An 18,296-nucleotide genomic window follows, 5' to 3' on the forward strand; every position below is an offset into this window, starting at 1 on the left:
AAATCGCATTGGGCTTAGCTTTTAAGGCATCTAATAGCGCTTTCATACGTTTTTCAAAATCGCCGCGGTATTTTGTACCGGCAATCAGCGCACCAATATCTAAACTATATACCACACAACCTGATAATGGTTTTGGTGCTTTGTCATTAACAATCAGCCATGCCAAGCCTTCAGCAATCGACGTTTTACCCACCCCTGGGTCACCCACCAGTAGCGGATTGTTTTTGCGGCGACGGCATAAAATCTGCGCGGTACGCTCGATTTCTGCTTGGCGACCAATTAATGGATCGGTGCCGCCCGTAGAGGCTTTTTGATTGAGATTAATGGTAAATTCAGTCAATGGGTCTTTATTGGATTTTTCACCCGTTTCTTCAGTTTCCACACTGGTTAATTTGTCGCGCACTTTTTTGTCTTGACCATGCGATAGGTACTGGGTCAACTCAAGTCGCGTAACGCCTTGTTTTTTAAGCAAGTATACCGCATAGGTGTCATGCTCTGAGAACATAGACACTAGCAAATCTGAGCCTTCGACCAAACGGCTGCTGGCAACCGATTGCACATGAAAAATCGCACGCTGCAAGATACGGTCAAAACTGCGCGTTGGTTGTGGCGAGTAATCTTCGTTGATATCGACCGTTGGGGTGTGTTCATCAATATACTGGGTCAAATCTTTGCCAAGCTGATCCACATTGGCTGCACAAGCCACCAAGGCTTCTACCGCATTTTCATTTTCTAGCAGTGCCAATAGCAAATGCTCGACCGTTAAATATTCATGTGCACGTTGTTTTGCGAGTGTCACTACCAACCGCAACGTGCTTTGTAATTCTAAACTTAACATAAGATGTCCTTAATACTTGTCACCGACGGTTTTTGATTTTGCCCTACTTGAAAAAAACCATGCGCTTTAATTGGTTTGATGTGGTTATTGGTGTTGAGGGTTATGTGTATTGATGTTTTCTCAAGTTTCATTTGCCGTCACCTCAGCACCAAATATCCTGTTGATATCTGGCTAATAACGCTCAGTTCGGTTAAAAGGAAGTAAAAATGAAAGATGACAAAATGGGAAAAATCAAAATCATTACGTTTAATATAATGACATTGCTAATAAATTCAAGTGATAAAACGTAGTTAATGGCGGGTTTTAAAATGGCAAAAAATTCAATGATGAATAAAAAAATAGAAAGAAGGTGCTACCCAAAATAAAACGGGGTTAAATAGCAAACTACCCCTAACCTTGCGGCTCAATTTGACTCAATAACGGATAGCCTGCCTGACGCGCTTCACGGTTGACCGTTTGGGCTTTGGTTTCTGCGATGTCTTTAGGGTATATACCGGCAATCCCTTTGCCTTGTTGATGAATGGCAAGCATGATACTGATGGCCGAATCGAGCGAATGTTTAAAATGATTTTGTAAAACATCCACCACAAATTCCATCGGCGTATAGTCATCGTTATACATGACCACCGCATACATCTGTGGTTTTTTCAGTTCAGGGTCAGCCAATAGCACATCTTCGACGGGGTCGGTATTTGGCTCGCCATCTATATCAGTCAAACGGGCTGGCAATGAATTTGGTGATTGGCTAGGTGGCTGTTTAGGGGACTGTGTTGGCAACCATGTCGGTAGATGCCAATCCATATTCGTGGTGGTTGGCTGTGACACAACTGATTGACGAGAAAAATTAAGCGTTTGAAGCATCATTAATTGAACATTTACCCAATATTAGATTAAACATTGATTATACTACTTTGCAGCAGTCGTTGCGGCAGGTTTTTGCGTATTGGCTGTGCTTGCCACTGGGGTGCTATCGGTCGAACTCACAGGTCGTTTATCCGCTTCAGGCGTTTCTTCAAGCGTATATGGCATGTTATCAATCGGTTGACCAAGTTGCCAATCATACACTTGCTCAGTTTTTTGGTTGCCGGCGGTTAATTCAAGTTTCACTTGTTTAGGTACAAAGTTTTTAGGCATCAAAAACCGCCCGCGAATTCTTGCAATCCCATGAATCGAATAACTATTGGGTTGCAATGGGACTTCGACCATATTAACTTCATCGAGCAGGGTCAATTTTGGTATCAAATTTTTTGGCTGATTTGACGGATCGACCATACCGACATCAAAGCGGTATTCATAGGCATTTTCTGGCAACGGTGCAATTTTTGCCCCGATGACTTGTAAATTCATACCGCCTTTTTTGGCAAGCGACGCGGTTAAGTATTGCTGACCTTGTTCAAGCTGTAAGTTGGTCACTTTTAAATCTTGAATATCGGTACGCAATGTTGATAGGTTCGCCAAGCTGATATCACGCTCTTGCTGCGCGGTGGTTAATTGGCTTTGCAACGTATCAGATTTTAGCTTTAATGATTTGATGTTTTCTGCTGAGATTTCAAGACCTGCGGCGGTTTTTTTCGCTTCTTCAGCCGCAAAGCTTAAGCCACGATGATAACCAATGCGTTGACCTAACGCCAGTGCAATGATGGCAACTAACAACAAGCTCACCCCAAACGCAATCAACCACCCAGATATTTTGTTGGGTTGGGTAATATAATTGCGTTGTGCTTCTGGCAAAGTTTGAGAAGAGTTATGATCTTCGGGTAAATCCATAGAAATACTCAAATTGAAAAAACGGTCAAAACATGGATAATCAAAGCGCTGATGATAGCTCAAAAAGGGTTGATGAATATGACATCCATTAAAGCGAATCCCATTATAAACAAAAATTATGATGAATTCAGCTAAATTTATCGACTGAAAAAATAATAAAGTTAGCCCATTTCATCGTAGCGTCATATTTTTTTGGCTAGAAAGAATAAGGCAATGCTTGTTGTGGCATTAATATTTCTAAATACGCTGACCATAAATAGCTTAAGAAAACCACTTATTAAAGAAATACCTTAAGGCACGACGGCAACCAACGCCAATCCTGTTTGCTCTGCAAGCCCAAACATCACGTTCATATTTTGCACGGCTTGTCCTGCCGCACCTTTGACCAAATTATCTTGTACCACCAAAATCGTCGCCATCGGGCTATGTTCTAGTGTTTGCACCGCAATTCTTAAATAGTTGCTACCCCGCACACTACGGGTATCTGGGTACATCCCTTTTGGCATGACGTCTACAAAATATTCGTTTTGATAGCTGGTTTCATATAAGGATTGTAAATCTAACGCTTGACCCGCCGCCGTCAATCGTACATGAATCGTGGTAAACATACCGCGAATCATGGGTACTAAATGGGGTACAAAGCGGATATCATGCGGCTGAAAGCGTTTGCTTTGACCCAATATTTGGTCAATCCCTTGGGTAATCTCTGGAGCGTGACGGTGACCTGCCACGCCATAGGCACTAAAACTATCCGAGGTCTCGCTAAATAATAAATTCATTTTGGCTTGGCGACCCGCACCTGAGACGCCTGATTTGGCATCAATAATAATCCAAGGTTCAATCAATGCCTGCTGCTGGCTGTTTTGGGCATCGATTAGCGGTTTTAATCCCAAAATCGCCGTGGTGGGATAACAACCTGGGTTGCCAATAACCTTGGCTTTGCCAATGGCATCCCGATTGACTTCTGGCAACCCATACACAGCGTCTTTTAAAATATCGGGGCAAGTATGTTCAAGTTTATACCAAGCTTCAAAATCTTGTAGCGACTGCAAACGAAAATCTGCCGCCAAATCAATGACTTTAGTGCCATTTTCGGTTAAAAACCTGGCATGCTTCATCGCGACGCCGTGGGGAGTAGCAAAAAATACCACATCACATGCGGCTAATTTTTTTTCATCCAAATCCGAAAACGTTAAATCGGTCACGCCCCGCAAACTTGGAAACATATCATCGACGCGTCTGCCCGCTTCTGAGCGCGATGTCAGCATCGTCACTTGTGCCTGTGGATGACGACTCAATAGTCGAATTAGCTCTACGCCAGTGTAGCCAGTGCCACCGACAATACCTACTTTGATCATGGTCGTCTCCTAATGTTGTTATTAAAGTTTGTACTCATGCACCGCATCAATAAAAGCTTTGGCATGGTCAGGATTAACCCATTGGTTAATGCCATGACCTAAGTTTGCTATATAGCCTGTTTTGTCACCGAGGCTATAGGCATCCTGTAACATCAAATGCGTCTGCTGGCGAATATGCTCAGGCGATGCAAATAATGTCGCTGGGTCAAGATTACCTTGCAGCGCGATGCCTGTATGCAGCTTTTTGTGCAATTTGGTCAATTCTTTTTGCTGTTCAAAGACAATGCTGCGGGCTCTATCCAGTGGCATCGTCCAATCAAGTCCTAGCGCATCCGCGCCACTATGGCATTGGGTATCTAACCACAATCCGCCACCTTTGGTAAACAATACCACAGGTACCTCTGGGTATGTTGCTTTAATCGCCGCGACAATTTTAGTGTTGTAATGGTGCGAGAATTCAACAAATTGGCGATGTGCCAATGCCCCGCCCCAACTATCAAAAATTTGTACTAACTGCGCCCCTGCGGCTATTTGCGCTAGCAAATAATCAATCACGGCATCGGTGATTTTAGCGAGCAGCGCATGCAAGGTGTCAGGCTCGCCATACAACATGGCTTTGGCATAGCGGTATTCTTTAGAACTACCCCCTTCAATCATATAGGTAGCCAGCGTCCACGGACTACCTGAGAAGCCAAATAATGGCGCACGACCTGCCAGCGCATGACGAATACTGGTCACCGCTTTCATCACATAGTCGAGTGCATCTGCCATCGCGACGGTTGGCAAGGCTTCGACCTCTGCCATGCTTCTGACAGTTTTGTGAAATTTTGGACCTTCCCCTGCCTCAAAATACAGACCCAAACCGAGCGCATCAGGAATGGTTAAAATATCACTAAACAAAATCGCCGCATCCAACTCAAAACGGCGAAATGGCTGAATGGTGACTTCCGTCGCCAAATCAGTATTTTTGCAAAGCGATAGAAAATCACCGGCTTGGGCGCGGGTTTTTTTATACTCAGGCAAATAGCGACCGGCTTGTCGCATCATCCACACAGGGGTCACATCCACTGATTCAAAACGCATGGCTCTTAAAATACGGTCATTTTTTAACATCGGAAAGTTATGGGTCATGTCATTGCCTTTAAAAATAATCTTGGGTAAAAATACTATTGAATCAGTCTAAAATTAGTTGAATTTCAATCAAGAATTGTAGAAAATTATACGATAATCGCCATATTATCACGATGTACCATCACGTGGCGTTCCTCATTTTTACCCAAAATCGCTTCGATGTCGCTATTGCGTTTGCGAGCGATGCGCTTGGCTTCATTTGATGAGAAATCCACCTGACCGACCGCGATGCGTACCCCTGTTTTATCAACGCACTCCACCACATCGCCCTCATCAAAATCACCTTGCACTTCAATCACCCCGACAGGCAATAAGCTTTTGTTATTTTTAATGATAGCGTCCACTGCGCCATCGTCAATCACCAAGCGACCTGCCATACGCAGATGAGCGGCTAACCATTGTTTTTTGGCAATGCGTTTATCATCGTCATTGGTGGTGAGCATTGTACCCAAGGATTCCCCTTTGACCACGCGATTAATCACATTATCGATGCTGCCGCTGACAATCACGGTGGGACACCCCCCCATTGCCGCAAGCCTTGCCGCGCGAATTTTGGTAATCATGCCGCCACGACCCAATTTGCCGCCATCTCCCGCCACGTCAAACAAATAATCTGCCATTGCCCGTTCGCTCTTAATCAGCTTGGCGTCCGGGTTAGTACGAGGGTTATCGGTGAATACGCCTTGCTGGTCGGTCAATATAATGTATAAATCAGCTTTGACCATGGCTGCCACCATCGCACCTAGACTGTCATTATCACCAAATTTGATTTCATCAACACTCACGGTGTCATTTTCGTTAATGACCGGTAGCACGCGCCATTCAAGTAGCTGATTTAACGTACTGGCGGTATTGAGATAACGATTTCGATTGGCAAGATCGTCATGTGTCAGTAGCAACTGCGCGCTTTGTACCCCATACTGAATCAACGCCGACCACCAAGTTTCAATCAAGCCCATCTGCCCAATGGCGGCGCAGGCTTGCAAGGCTTGTAATTTTTTGGGGCGTTCTTCCAAATTCATCCGCACCACCCCTTCTGCCACTGCCCCTGAGGATACTAGCAATACTTGGTAGCCTTCATTATGCAGCTTGGCGATTTGCTTCGCCCATTCATAAATTGCGGTGCGATCCAAGCCTTTACCATTATTGGTCAGTAGCGATGAACCAATTTTTACCACAATGGTGTTGGACTTAAGGGCTTTTTTAGTTGAGCTAGGTGAGGCGGTGGCAGTCATAAGTTGGCAGTCATAATCAGTCAAGTGCAATTTTTTAATCAAATTAAATGCCATAATGGCTTGGCTGAGCATTGTAACAATTTTTACTGGCTTTATAAATGCTAATTCGATGCCGGTAGCCGTTAAATATCACACGTTTTTGTCATACGCATTTTTATCCCAATCAAATAGCAACCATTAAAAAAACAAATTGGCATTGTCAACTAAAAAATATCGACTTGAAGTTTTCTCAATTTAGATGAGGATAACTTGCTATCACCTTTGCTTTTATATAAATTTGCTCATCTTCATGGGCTACTGGGTTTATCAAATTTATGAAAAGAGCTGTTGTCACCACCTCCTCATCTTGTCTTGAAGCCCTTGAATTGTCCCAAGGCATGGACATTCTGCGCTTACATGTAAACATCAATAACGTTGATTTTATCGATGGTAAAAATATCACCAGTGAACGTCTAGCAACCATCATGAAAACCAACCTCAAATCGGTGGCGAGGACATTTCCGCCATCCATCCATGAGATGCATCTATTGTTTAATGATTTGATTGCTCGCGGGGTCACTGAGATATTTGTTTGCGGCATCTCGTCCAAATTTAGCCAAACTTTGCCCATGCTAGAAGAACTCAAAGTACATTATGCCAATCGTCTGCACATCTTTGTGTATGACACCAAAACACTCAATATTGCTGAAGGGGCGCTAGCGTATGAGGCAAAAGTGTTGATTGAGCAAGGTGAGTCGTTTGAAAACGTGGCAAAAAAACTTGACGATTTGCGACGTCGCAGTGAGTTTTTATTTACCCTTAGTGACTTGGACTATATTATTCGCAACAAAAAATTGTCCGCCCCTGCCGCATTTGTTGCCAACTTATTTGATATCAAACCGATTATGCAAATTAATCAAATTGGCGAGATTATCGCGGTGGAAAAAGTGCGTAAGCTTGAAAAAACCCTGATCACCATGGGAAAAACCGTCGAAAAACTTGCCGCAAATCAACCCGCGTTTATCTACTTGACAGATACGGGACATCATGAAAGTACCGAATTTTTTAAAAAATTATTGGCGAGGCATTTTGGTTGGCATGATTTGCCTGTCATTCGCGTGTCCACCATTTCGCTTGCCAATCATGGCTTGATGGGAACAGGTATTGGGGTGTTTTATGGTGAATTACCCTACATTGTCAAAGCATTAAAAAAATGACCGGTCCTTATCTACATTCACCTAATAAAAAAGGTTAGCCTGCGCTAACCTTTTTAAAGCTATTTCAATCACCGCTAAGGTGCGTAGACCACTTCCACGCCATCATCGTCATCGTAGTCGTCGTCATCAAAATCATCTTCATCTAATGCGCGACCTTCACGCTCAGCTTTACGTTTGGCACGATACGCTTCTTTTTGCTCTTCCGTATTGGCGCGCACTTCCGCTTCCAGGCGTTCAAAACGCAACCGCTGGCTTTCGGCAAAGTCAGGATCGGTTTCTTCCATCTCGCGCTCTTGCTCGATTTCGTTCATCAAATGCCAAACCACCGCATCAACCCCTTCCCCTGTGAGCGTGGAGGTACGAAAAACCATCCCTGTCCAACCAAGCTCTGCCACGATGTGAGTGCAAAGTTGGTTTAATGACGCTTCGGGTACTTGGTCGATTTTGTTTAAAATCAAAATCTGGGGCAGTTTTGACAGCTCTGGCGAAAATTTTTCTAACTCATTAAAAATCACTTGGGCGTTTGCCACAGGGTCGCTACCATCAATGGGCTGTACATCGACAAGATGCAATAATCGACGGGTACGAGCGACGTGTTTTAAAAAGCGAATACCCAGTCCTGCCCCTTCAGATGCGCCTTCAATGAGTCCTGGGATATCTGCCATGACAAATGAGCGGTGTTTACCCACATCCACGACTCCTAGATTGGGTACCAAAGTGGTAAACGGATAATTGGCAACTTTGGGTTTGGCAGCAGAGACTTGACGAATAAAGGTAGATTTACCCGCATTTGGCAGACCAATCAGACCCACGTCAGCTACCACTTTTAGCTCAAATTTCAAGACTTTTAATTCACCTGCAAAACCTGGGGTAGCACGTCTTGGTGCTTGATTGGTGGAGGTTTTAAAATGGGTATTGCCTTGCCCGCCGTCACCGCCTTTGGCAATCCTCGCCGTTTGCCCTTTTTTGGTCAAGTCCGCTAAGACCTCACCTGTTTCGGTGTCAACCACGGTGGTACCGATGGGTACGGATAGATAGATATCATCCGCGCCACGACCTGAACAGTTTTTGGCACCGCCATTTTCGCCGCGCTTGGCATCATAGCGACGCGTAAAACGGTAATCGACGAGGGTGTTGGTGTTGTCGTCGCACACCACGTACACATCACCGCCTTTGCCACCATCCCCGCCATCGGGGCCGCCTTTGGGGACGTATTTTTCTCGGCGAAAACTGACGATACCATTGCCGCCGTCGCCTGCTTTGACTGTTACGATTGCTTCATCGATAAAACGCATTGAAGACTTTCCTTAAATTCTTGAATAACCAAATATTATAGCATGAATTTTAGCAAGAAAAATTTGAACACAATCGATGTTTGAAATTTTATCCAATAAAAAACCGCCCAAACTTGAGCGGTCTTGTAATCATCCTTAACACTTAGGAACACTTAGGCATTTTTTGCCATGGTTTCAGCGACACGTAGTACTTGGGTGCTATAGCCCATTTCGTTGTCATACCATAAGTACATCACCGCACGGTTGTCTTGAGCAAGCGTAGATTTGGCGTCCCAAATCGCCACTTTTTCGCAGCCCACAAAGTCGGTAGAAACGGCTTCATCCGAATCTGAATAAGCAATTTGCGCTTGCCATTGTTCGCTCTGACTGGCTTCTTTGATAAAGGCATTGAGTTCATCGCTTGAATTGACTGGGTTTTTGAAGTTTAAATTTAAAATCGCAAGGCTCACGTTTGGCGTTGGTACACGTACTGAGCTGCCTGACAATTTGCCTTTTAATTCTGGAATCGCTTTACTGACCGCTTTGGCAGCGCCTGTGCTAGTCATTACCATATTTAAGGTTGCAGCACGCCCACGACGCTCGGCTTTATGGTGGTTATCGACCAAGTTTTGGTCATTGGTGAAGGCATGGATGGTTTCCATGTGACCGTTTTCAATGCCGTATTTATCGTTTAACAGTTTGAGCGTAGGAGTAATTGCATTGGTGGTACAGCTTGCCGCTGATACGATGGTATCACTGCCGATGGTGTCATCATTGACATTGTAGACAATATTTTTGATATCGCCCGATGCTGGCGCAGTCAATAGCACTTTTTTGGCACCTTTTGACTGTAAATGCTTGCCAAGACCTGCTTCATCTTTCCATTTACCGGTGTTGTCGATGATTAAGGCATTGTCGATACCATAAGACGTGTAGTCGATTTCGCTTGGGTCAGCGGCATAAATGACTTTGATAAAACGACCGTTGGCGATGATACCGCTGTTTGCTTTATCCACCACCACCGAGCCATCAAACCAGCCATGTACCGAGTCACGCTCAAGCAAGCTTGCACGTTTTTCCAAATCTGCTTCACCGGCTGGACGGACGACGATGGCTTTTAATTGTAAGCCTTTGTCTGAGGCAGGACGGCTCATCAGCAACCGAGCCAAGATACGACCGATACGACCAAAACCATACAACACGACATCTGTCGCAGGCACTTCGTCACCGCTGGTAAAGCTGCCGGCTTGTTTACCTGATTTGAGCGCTTGACCCAAGTCCACCGTGGTATGGCTTAGATTTTGGTCGTTTAACGCGGTGGCAAAGGCAAGTGTATCAGCGATGTTAAGGGCGTTTTTGTCATGATGGGCGATGATATCAACAAGGTTTAGGGCAATGCGGTTGCCAAAAAACAACACATTAACGCCTTTATTGGCTAGGGTATTTAGCTCAACTAATAACTGAACCGCTTGGGCTTCTTGATTTTTGCGATTGGTGAGGTGGTCTTGGTAGAGATTGGCAGACATAGTATGACCTTTTTTTGTGAAGGAAAAATAAAATCTGTGGAAAATGCAGCAAAAATAAACGCCTAGATTGTAACGGAATTTAGGCATTTTAGCAATTTTAAAGCAGGGTGTTTCAGCTAGCGAGCTTATCGGCTGTTTTGTACGGTTTTTTGCAATTTACTGACATCGTAGCCTTGAGATTTTGCGGTAGCGACCATGGTTTGATAAGTGTCTTCATCCATCGTGGGTGTGCGTGATAAAATCCACAAGTATTTTTGATTTGGCGTACCCACCAACGCATGATTATAATTGGGGTCTAAAGCAAGCACCCAATAGTCGGCTTTACCCACAGGCAACCAACGCAATGCTTGCGGCAAGAAAGTAACTTTGAGTTTACTGCCACTGTCGCCATTTTTGGTGGCTTCACCAATGCTTTGCATGGGTTTGCCATCTTTGCCCATACACTGGTTATTGACTTCCACCTTGCCTGTCGTTTGTACGGTGTAAGTGGCGGTAACATCACTGGCACAGTTCCGCTGAAAAAACATCGGTAAACGGGCGATTTCGTACCATTTGCCCGCATAACGGTTTAAATCGACACTTTGCACCGCCTGAGCTTTGCCAACGCTTGTGGGCTTGGCAGTGGTTTTGGTTGCGGTAGTTTTGGTGGGGGTGGTGGAGCAAGCACTCATCGCAAGCAATGTACCTGCAATACCTGCCACTGCTAGCGTTTTTTTACTCATTATTTTCATTGTCTATATCCCCTTATTTTGCTCAGTCTTACTGCGCATTAAAGTACTCATTTTAGCCCAAAATAAACGCTCAAACGGTGACTATTGGGACATTTTTTGTCAGCCAGTTGTTACAGCTAATACGCTATTATCAAACAGTTATGGGCGTTTTTCATTAGGTTAAAGATTGTAAACAGCATAAACAACAAACCGACTAAGTTAAAAAGCATAACGACTAAGTATAAAAACAGCTATGCAAAAAAATGATTGTAATTTTTTGATTTCCAGCCATAAAGGCGCAAGCAGCGGTGACAGCTGCATCAACCACGCAAAATACGCCAATAGCATCCCCATCGCCATAACACGGGACGATAAAAAATGATGTTTGGCGGATTTGAACCACAGGATTGGCATATCGCTAGCACTAGCCACAAAATATGTAACAAAATTGTAACAAAAAAATCAACCTGTTGGCTAGTTTTTATACCTTGTCGACCAATAACCGAATACCTGCGATTCCCATCGCCCCATGTTCATAGGCGGTGGCTAAATCTGCCTGCCCCACCCCGCCCAGTGCAAACACCGGCACATCACAGATTTTTGCCAATTCACTCAAGGTTTGCCAGCCCATGCCCCCACTTTGAAAGGTTTCTGGGTGTGTCGGTGTGGCTTTCACCGGGGATAAAAAACAGCCCATGACAGTATGCGAGGTTGCCAAGGTATTTAATCTGCTTAGGCTATGTTGATCATGACAACTGCCAAAATAGCGATAATTTTTTGATAGGTTTAAGAAACTAAGCGTGATGAGTTGTTGGTGATTCAAATGCACCATGCCGTTTTTTAACCACGCATCTAAACGCTTAAATAAGCGCTCAGGTAAGCACTTAAATAAGCACGATAGTGTTGCATATTGAATAATCGGGGTGATATCCGCCCTTATCGTGAGTAAGCCATCAATCATAGCGGTGGCATTTTCATGGCTGGTTTGCGGGCGAAGATAACAATGGGCACTTTGGGGCAGTTTTTGGCTATAAAAATCAACCCACTTATCCACACTAACGAAGCTATCTAAAGGCTGCGTGATATAAATCGCATTGGGCAATTTTAACCACTCTAAAATGCGGGCATTGGCATCGGGCAAGGGGTACTGATTAGCAATTAAGTCTGACTGATGAACCCATGTGACGGCTTGACCCTCCTTACCTTTACCCTGTTGTAAATCATCAAACTGCGCTTGGCTCACGTCAATTTTAAAAACGTGCAATGCTACGGTTTTATCAGCATAATCATGGCGTATCACCCCCATTTTGACTGCAGTGTTTTGCGCGATATCCAAGCCAATCTCTTCATGGACTTCACGGATTAATCCTTGTGTTGGGGTTTCATCTGGTTCAATTTTTCCGCCGACAAACTCATAGCGATTGCCTTGGTGTTGACTGGCATGGCGAAATCCTAGTAAATATTGATTGTTAAAATGTATCACCGCGACTGCCACATTGACGACTTTTGACATATTTTTCTCAAACTGTTGATTGTTACCCATTATAAAGCATTAAATTTGATGAAAAAGTGAAAAAAGTCACTTGACGACCCATTAAATATAAATGATAATCATTATCAATTAAAAACACTATTCGCCCACCTTACAGAGAAAAGGAGTATCCCATGCTACACTTATTAAATCGCGCCAATCTTATCCAACAAAGTTCCTTGCCTACGCTATATTCCAATCATTTATTTGCGCTGACCAAAGAGATTCGTATTCAGCATGATGGCGAAGAATACCGTCTTCGATTAACCCGTAATAACCGCTTGATACTCACCAAATAGTGACTCACCAAATAGTCCCCGTGAAATTGCTAATAAAAAAAGCCAATCTTCCTCAGAGTGGCTTTTTTAGAGGGCTAAGTTGATAGTTTCTGTTGCCAGTTGCCTTTCCCAGTTACTGGCAACAATCAACTGAATTAACCCATGCGAATAGCCCCGTCCAAACGAATGACGTCGCCATTAAGATAGCTATTTTCGATGATGTGTACCACCAATTTAGCAAATTCTTCTGGGTTGCCCAAACGTTTTGGAAAAGGTACGGCTTGCTCAAGACTGGTACGGGCAGCTTCTGGCAGGCTTGCCATCATCGGTGTGCCGAACACCCCTGGTGCGATGGTCATGATACGTATTTGATGACGCTGCAGCTCACGCGCGAGTGGTAAGGTTAAGCCCACAACACCTGCTTTGGATGACGAGTAACTGCCCTGCCCGACCTGACCATCAAATGCGGCAATTGAAGCGGTATTGATAATCACACCTTTATCTTCATTAATGTCTGCAGTATTTTTTGCCATCGCCGCCGCCGCCAGTCGCGCCACATTAAAAGTGCCGATGAGGTTAATCTGGATACCACGCGCAAAGGTGGTTAAATCGGCTGGATTGCCTTCTTTGTCCAGTAATTTTTGCACCACCACGATACCGGCACAGTTGATTGACCCTGATAATTTACCAAATTTGGTCACACCCGCCTCAATCGCATTTTTGACATCCGCTTCGCTGGTGATGTCACATTTTGCAAAAATCACGTTGTCGCCCAATTCATCCACTAATTTCTCACCGGCTTCTTGGTTGAGATCGGCGATGATAACATTTGCGCCTTGCGCCACTAAATAACGGGTTGTCGCTTCACCTAGACCTGACGCGCCGCCTGTGACCAAAAATGTATTATTTTGTACTTGCATTGTTTTTCCGTTAACCTGTTATTTTTTGTTGATAAAAAAGCCTAGCTAACACTAGATACTCTTTTGCATAGGGATAAAATTTTTGTTAGTGCACCACGCTCATGCTACGCAGCATAAAACGCTGCACTTTACCACTTGGGGTTTTTGGCAAGGCATCGATAAACTCAACGATACGTGGATACGCATGGGCAGATAACCGTGCATGCACCAAGCTTTGGATGTCTTTGGCTAACTCGTCATTAGCGGTATAGCCGTCTTTAAGTACAACATAGGATTTGATGATGTGGCCGCGTATGTCATCTGGCACGCCAATCGCCGCCGTCTCCGCTACCGACGGGTGTTCCATTACCGTGTTCTCGACATCGGTAGGACCCACGCGATACCCTGCGGTGGTAATAATATCGTCATCACGCCCGACAAACCAAAAAGTGCCATCATCATGCTGTTCGACCATATCGCCCGTCAGATAATAGCCATTTTCAAACGGATTTTTTTCGTTCCACGTATAGCCTTGGAAAAATAAGGATGGCGAGTTGGCCACATCAACGGCTAGCTGACCTTGTACGCCTGCACTTACTTCATTAAAGTTTTCATCCAGTACCGCCAAGCGATAACCTGGCAATGGCATACCCATTGAGCCAATTGGCTGATCATGCGTTAATTTATGATGACAGCAGCACGCCATCCCCAATTCGGTTTGTCCATAATGGTCAAGAATAGATGCGCCAAGATGGTCATTAATCCACGTCACCACTTCAGTATTTAACGTCTCACCCGCTGAGCTAATACGCGTCAATAGCGGTAACTCATCAGCTTTGTTGTCAAAAACACCGCTTGATTTCATCATACGAAATGCGGTGGGCGATGAGGCTAAATTAGTGATTTTATGGTTTTTGATAAAATCTAATGTATGTTTGGCATCAAACCCTGACTCATTAAAGTGGGTAGTAGCACCGACTAGCAAAGGTCCTGTAATCGCATAATACAAGCCATAGGCCCAACCTGGGTCAGCCATATTCCAAAACTGGTCATCATCGCTTAGACCCACTGCGTGTACCATGTACAAATAAAATGCGGTTAGCGCTTTAACTGGTACTGCCACACCTTTTGACTTGCCCACGGTACCTGAAGTAAACATTTGCAAAAAAGGATCTTCCCCTGTTAGCATCACAGGTTCAAAGTCTTCCCTTTGCGCTGCCATTAGGCTATCAAAATGCCAATCCCCATATTGTTTGGCGGCTTGCTCGCTGCCCACCATCACCATGTTTGGTAGTGGGTTTATGTCATTGAATTTTTCACGGTTGTGGCTGTCGGTGAAAACCACTTTGGTAGCGGCTTTTTGAAGGCGGTATTCAATCGCTTCGACACCAAATGCAGTAAACAATGGCTGATATACTGCACCGATGCGCCATGCACCCACAATCACTGCTAACAAAATCGGTGTACGCGGCAGCATGGTTGATACCCGATCGCCTTTTTTCACTCCCAAAGCAGTGAGCAGATTTGCCATTTTACCGCTTAGTTTATCGAGCTGTGCATAAGTGATTTTATGGATATTACCTTGGGTGTCTTCATGCACTAGCGCGACTTTATTTGCCTTATCAGACTGGGCATGACGACCCACACATTCTACATAGGCGTTGATACCATTGATACGGCAACCTTGCAGGATTTGCTGTTCAAGTTCGTCGATATTGAATTGGTCAATGTAGCTTTGATACAGGTAGCTTTGATAGCGGTAGTTTTGATAATCAGGATGGGTAGATTGCGGGGTTTGGGTATCAAGATTGTCCATGATAGGCTCCTAATGTCGTCCATGAGATAGGAATGAGTGCCAGTGTCAACGGTCACCCACTGGCTTAAAATAACGCTGACTTGAAATAAAGCTGGCTTGAAATAAATTTGAGTTGATACAACCAGTTTTTTGACGATGGGCTCGCAACTATTGCTGATTTACACTCGCGCTGATTTACTTGCATCTCGATTTACTTGTACCAAGTCAAGCTAACAAATTCCTTTTGTCAGCTTATGATGCCTAAAATTTTGGATAATTTCAAGTATTATGATATAAATTGTATCGTTTTAAAAATTTTACCGTTAGCCAATAAACTTAAAAAAGTGCTCTTTATAGTGGCGCAGTTCACGAATCGAATCACGGATATCATCAAGTGCCAAATGATTTCCTTTTTTCTCAAAGCTTGACAAAATATCGGGGCGCCAGCGATAAGCCAGCTCTTTGACCGTTGACACATCTAAATTACGGTAATGAAAAAACCGCTCAAGCGTTGGCATTTGACGTGCCAAAAACCGTCTGTCTTGGCAAATCGAATTGCCACACATCGGTGAGCGTCCTGATTCGACATATTTACTCAAAAATGCAATGGTTTCGGTTTCTGCTTGAGCCATGGTCACGTTACTACGGCGAATACGGTCAATCAGTCCCGATTGCCCATGTTGGCGCGTGTTCCAATCATCCATGCTGTTGAGCACAATGTCAGGCGTGTGGATGGCAAACACAGGACCTTCAGCTAGGATATTGAGTTCACTGTCAGTCACTATCGTCGCTATCTCGATGATGGTATCATTGAGGGTATCTAGACCTGTCATCTCAAGGTCAATCCAAATCAGATGTTTTTTATCAACCGCCATACTGTTGCCTTTTCATACTCTTTAACAAATAATCCGCCATCTTAGCAGATTTTACAGGTAAAATATCGGTTTTGTTGGCGATTGCTCATGCGTGCTCATGTAGCGAGTCTAAAGATATTGCAAAATTTTATAAGGTGTTAGTATGGTAAAAAACCCCCTAGTGGCTGATGTAGTAGATAGCGTATGGCGTTAATCCGTAAACGTAAACTCACTGACCAGCAAACGCGTCGCATCCAAAAACAACAAAAATCCCAGCAAGTGCTGGACGATGCCCAGCTGATGGATGGCATTGTTGTCGCAAACTTTGGCAAGCAGCTCGAAGTCCAAGCCACTAGCCTACCGCAAACCCTGCCTGACAAACCGATTGTCGCCGCTGATGAGCCAGAACCGTTTTGGCAACCCATCATCCTGCACAGTGTTTGGCGTTGTCACACCCGTACCAACTTGCCACTGATTGCCACTGGGGATAAAGTCCGCTTTGTCGCTGACCCAAACACAGGGCTTGGGCGCATTGAAGCGATTTATGATAGACAAAGTATCATCAACCGCCCTGACCGTTACCACAAGCTCAAACCCATCGCCGCCAATGTCGATATTTTAGCAGTCGTATTTGCGCCGCTGCCGCTGCCGTCTGCCCAGCTGATTGATCGGTATTTGGTGGCTTGCCATCACTCAGACATCACGCCATTACTGATTTTAAATAAAGCCGATTTGTTGGCAGATGGTAGTCATAGCGAGGTGACAGAGCTACTGTCAGCCTATCAACAGCTTGGCTACGCCACCTTGGTGACCCAATCGAGTGGTGACTTAACCCACCTAAAAAACACCGTTGCCGGCAAGAATGTGATTTTTGCTGGTCAATCAGGGGTTGGTAAAAGCAGCTTGGTCAATCAGTTATTGCCTGCCGCGGGACAATCAGTCAATGAAATTTCAACCATTTCACAGTTGGGTCAACATACCACCACTACCAGCCGATTTTTAGCGTTTGACCCGATGGCGCTCAGCAAAGGTGCCATTATTGATACGCCCGGTATTCGCGAATATGGGCTTTGGCATTTGACCCCTGATGATATTTTACAAGGCTTTATCGAGCTTGCGCCGCTTGCCCCCTACTGCCGTTTTCGCGATTGCAAACATACCGAGTCCACGCCCAATTGTGCGATGTGGCAGGCAGTAGCAGACGGACAGGTGCTAGCAAGGCGAGTGGAGAATTTGGTACTCTTGCAACAAGAAGCGGCTTCGCAGGATTTTTAAACTTGCGGTTTTAGACTAAATAAAAGTTTCTTAAAATTGACAACTACCGTTATAATACAGTCAATTTTTTATGGGCAATCAAACGATAATTTTGACGAAATGCCCCTGTGGAGGATATCTTGGAACGTTGGTTTGAGTTTATGGGTCATCACCCATTTTTATTTGGCACCATGTTTGTGCTGATTGTGCTATTTTTTATGCTTGAGAACAAACGCGGCGGCAAAAAAATCAATCCAAATGCAGTGGGCTTGATGGTCAACAACCAAAATGCTCAGCTGATTGATATCCGCCCACGAAAAGATTTTGAAAAAGGCTATATCAAAGGCAGCCGCAATATCCCGTTTACTGAGCTAAAAGATCACGTTGACGCACTTCGCAGTGCTGACCATCCTATTATCATCGTTTGCCAAATGGGTATGACTGCAGGTACCGCAGTGGCAATGATTGGTAACGACAACGTTTATCGTCTCGATGGTGGTATTACCAATTGGCAAGCCGCAGGTTTACCTTTAGTGGTAGAAAAAACCGTGTCCGGCAAAACCAAATAAGACTGGTTGGCTGTTCACAATTTGAAATTTAAATCGCCAAACCCCATAACCATCAATAACGCTTTTATCTCATCGGTATCT

Annotated in this window: 17 protein-coding genes; 4 read left to right on the forward strand and 13 right to left on the reverse strand. The window is 44.5% G+C overall.

Annotated elements, in window-relative coordinates:
- The 6 genes from RT034_RS06700 to proB all read right to left on the reverse strand — a co-directional run.
- On the reverse strand, positions 1-838 hold an 838-nt coding region (locus RT034_RS06700; protein ID WP_313015347.1), incomplete at its 3' end, for a Clp protease N-terminal domain-containing protein.
- 390 nt (positions 839-1,228) lie between these two features.
- Complete coding sequence (locus RT034_RS06705; protein WP_409566336.1) at positions 1,229-1,699, reverse strand: ATP-dependent Clp protease adaptor ClpS; 471 nt, start codon at positions 1,697-1,699, stop codon at positions 1,229-1,231.
- A gap of 45 nt (positions 1,700-1,744) precedes the next feature.
- On the reverse strand, positions 1,745-2,605 hold the full coding sequence (locus RT034_RS06710; protein ID WP_313015353.1) for a hypothetical protein: 861 nt from the start codon (positions 2,603-2,605) through the stop codon (positions 1,745-1,747).
- Between the two features lie 290 nt (positions 2,606-2,895).
- Positions 2,896-3,963: an N-acetyl-gamma-glutamyl-phosphate reductase gene (argC, locus tag RT034_RS06715; RefSeq protein ID WP_313015355.1), complete on the reverse strand. Its 1,068-nt coding sequence runs from the start codon at positions 3,961-3,963 to the stop codon at positions 2,896-2,898.
- A 21-nt stretch (positions 3,964-3,984) separates the two neighbouring features.
- Entirely contained in the window at positions 3,985-5,094 is a 1,110-nt protein-coding gene (hemE, locus tag RT034_RS06720) for a uroporphyrinogen decarboxylase (protein WP_309593759.1), read from the reverse strand.
- Between the two features lie 86 nt (positions 5,095-5,180).
- Entirely contained in the window at positions 5,181-6,329 is a 1,149-nt protein-coding gene (gene proB, locus RT034_RS06725; protein ID WP_313015360.1) for a glutamate 5-kinase, read from the reverse strand.
- 314 nt (positions 6,330-6,643) lie between these two features.
- Here proB and RT034_RS06730 point away from each other — a divergent pair, with 314 nt between their 5' ends.
- Entirely contained in the window at positions 6,644-7,525 is an 882-nt protein-coding gene (locus tag RT034_RS06730; RefSeq protein ID WP_313015364.1) for a DegV family protein, read from the forward strand.
- 74 nt (positions 7,526-7,599) lie between these two features.
- On the opposite strand, the gene obgE is transcribed toward RT034_RS06730, so the two are convergent.
- The 4 genes from obgE to RT034_RS06750 all read right to left on the reverse strand — a co-directional run bounded on the left by obgE (position 7,600) and on the right by RT034_RS06750 (position 12,578).
- Positions 7,600-8,820: a GTPase ObgE gene (gene obgE, locus RT034_RS06735; RefSeq protein WP_313015366.1), complete on the reverse strand. Its 1,221-nt coding sequence runs from the start codon at positions 8,818-8,820 to the stop codon at positions 7,600-7,602.
- A 152-nt stretch (positions 8,821-8,972) separates the two neighbouring features.
- On the reverse strand, positions 8,973-10,325 hold the full coding sequence (locus RT034_RS06740; RefSeq protein WP_313015367.1) for a glyceraldehyde-3-phosphate dehydrogenase: 1,353 nt from the start codon (positions 10,323-10,325) through the stop codon (positions 8,973-8,975).
- A gap of 125 nt (positions 10,326-10,450) precedes the next feature.
- Positions 10,451-11,056 (reverse strand): lipocalin family protein, encoded by a 606-nt coding sequence (locus tag RT034_RS06745; RefSeq protein ID WP_409566330.1) that lies wholly within the window; start codon positions 11,054-11,056, stop codon positions 10,451-10,453.
- Between the two features lie 460 nt (positions 11,057-11,516).
- Positions 11,517-12,578, reverse strand: coding sequence for an NUDIX domain-containing protein (locus tag RT034_RS06750; RefSeq protein WP_313015369.1), 1,062 nt, complete (start codon positions 12,576-12,578; stop codon positions 11,517-11,519).
- Positions 12,579-12,700: 122 nt separating this feature from the next.
- Between RT034_RS06750 and hemP the strand changes: the two genes are divergently transcribed.
- On the forward strand, positions 12,701-12,865 hold the full coding sequence (gene hemP, locus RT034_RS06755; RefSeq protein ID WP_007114963.1) for a hemin uptake protein HemP: 165 nt from the start codon (positions 12,701-12,703) through the stop codon (positions 12,863-12,865).
- Positions 12,866-12,999: 134 nt separating this feature from the next.
- Here hemP and RT034_RS06760 read toward each other — a convergent pair whose 3' ends face one another.
- The 3 genes from RT034_RS06760 to orn form a co-directional block, all read right to left on the reverse strand.
- Positions 13,000-13,764, reverse strand: a complete 765-nt coding sequence (locus RT034_RS06760) for an SDR family NAD(P)-dependent oxidoreductase (protein ID WP_313015371.1) — start codon at positions 13,762-13,764, stop codon at positions 13,000-13,002.
- 85 nt (positions 13,765-13,849) lie between these two features.
- Entirely contained in the window at positions 13,850-15,559 is a 1,710-nt protein-coding gene (locus RT034_RS06765; protein ID WP_313015373.1) for an AMP-binding protein, read from the reverse strand.
- A 302-nt stretch (positions 15,560-15,861) separates the two neighbouring features.
- A complete protein-coding gene (gene orn, locus RT034_RS06770; RefSeq protein WP_065252875.1) occupies positions 15,862-16,413 on the reverse strand; it encodes an oligoribonuclease in 552 nt (183 codons plus the stop codon).
- Between the two features lie 183 nt (positions 16,414-16,596).
- Here orn and rsgA point away from each other — a divergent pair, with 183 nt between their 5' ends.
- Together rsgA and RT034_RS06780 are read left to right on the forward strand one after the other, a co-directional pair.
- Positions 16,597-17,667: a ribosome small subunit-dependent GTPase A gene (rsgA, locus tag RT034_RS06775; protein WP_313015374.1), complete on the forward strand. Its 1,071-nt coding sequence runs from the start codon at positions 16,597-16,599 to the stop codon at positions 17,665-17,667.
- Between the two features lie 119 nt (positions 17,668-17,786).
- Positions 17,787-18,215: a rhodanese-like domain-containing protein gene (locus RT034_RS06780; protein ID WP_007114958.1), complete on the forward strand. Its 429-nt coding sequence runs from the start codon at positions 17,787-17,789 to the stop codon at positions 18,213-18,215.
- Positions 18,216-18,296 lie beyond the last annotated feature (81 nt).

It is taken from the genome of Moraxella sp. CTOTU48841, from assembly GCF_032061225.1.
In the GTDB taxonomy this organism is placed as follows: Bacteria; Pseudomonadota; Gammaproteobacteria; order Pseudomonadales; family Moraxellaceae; genus Faucicola; species Faucicola cinerea.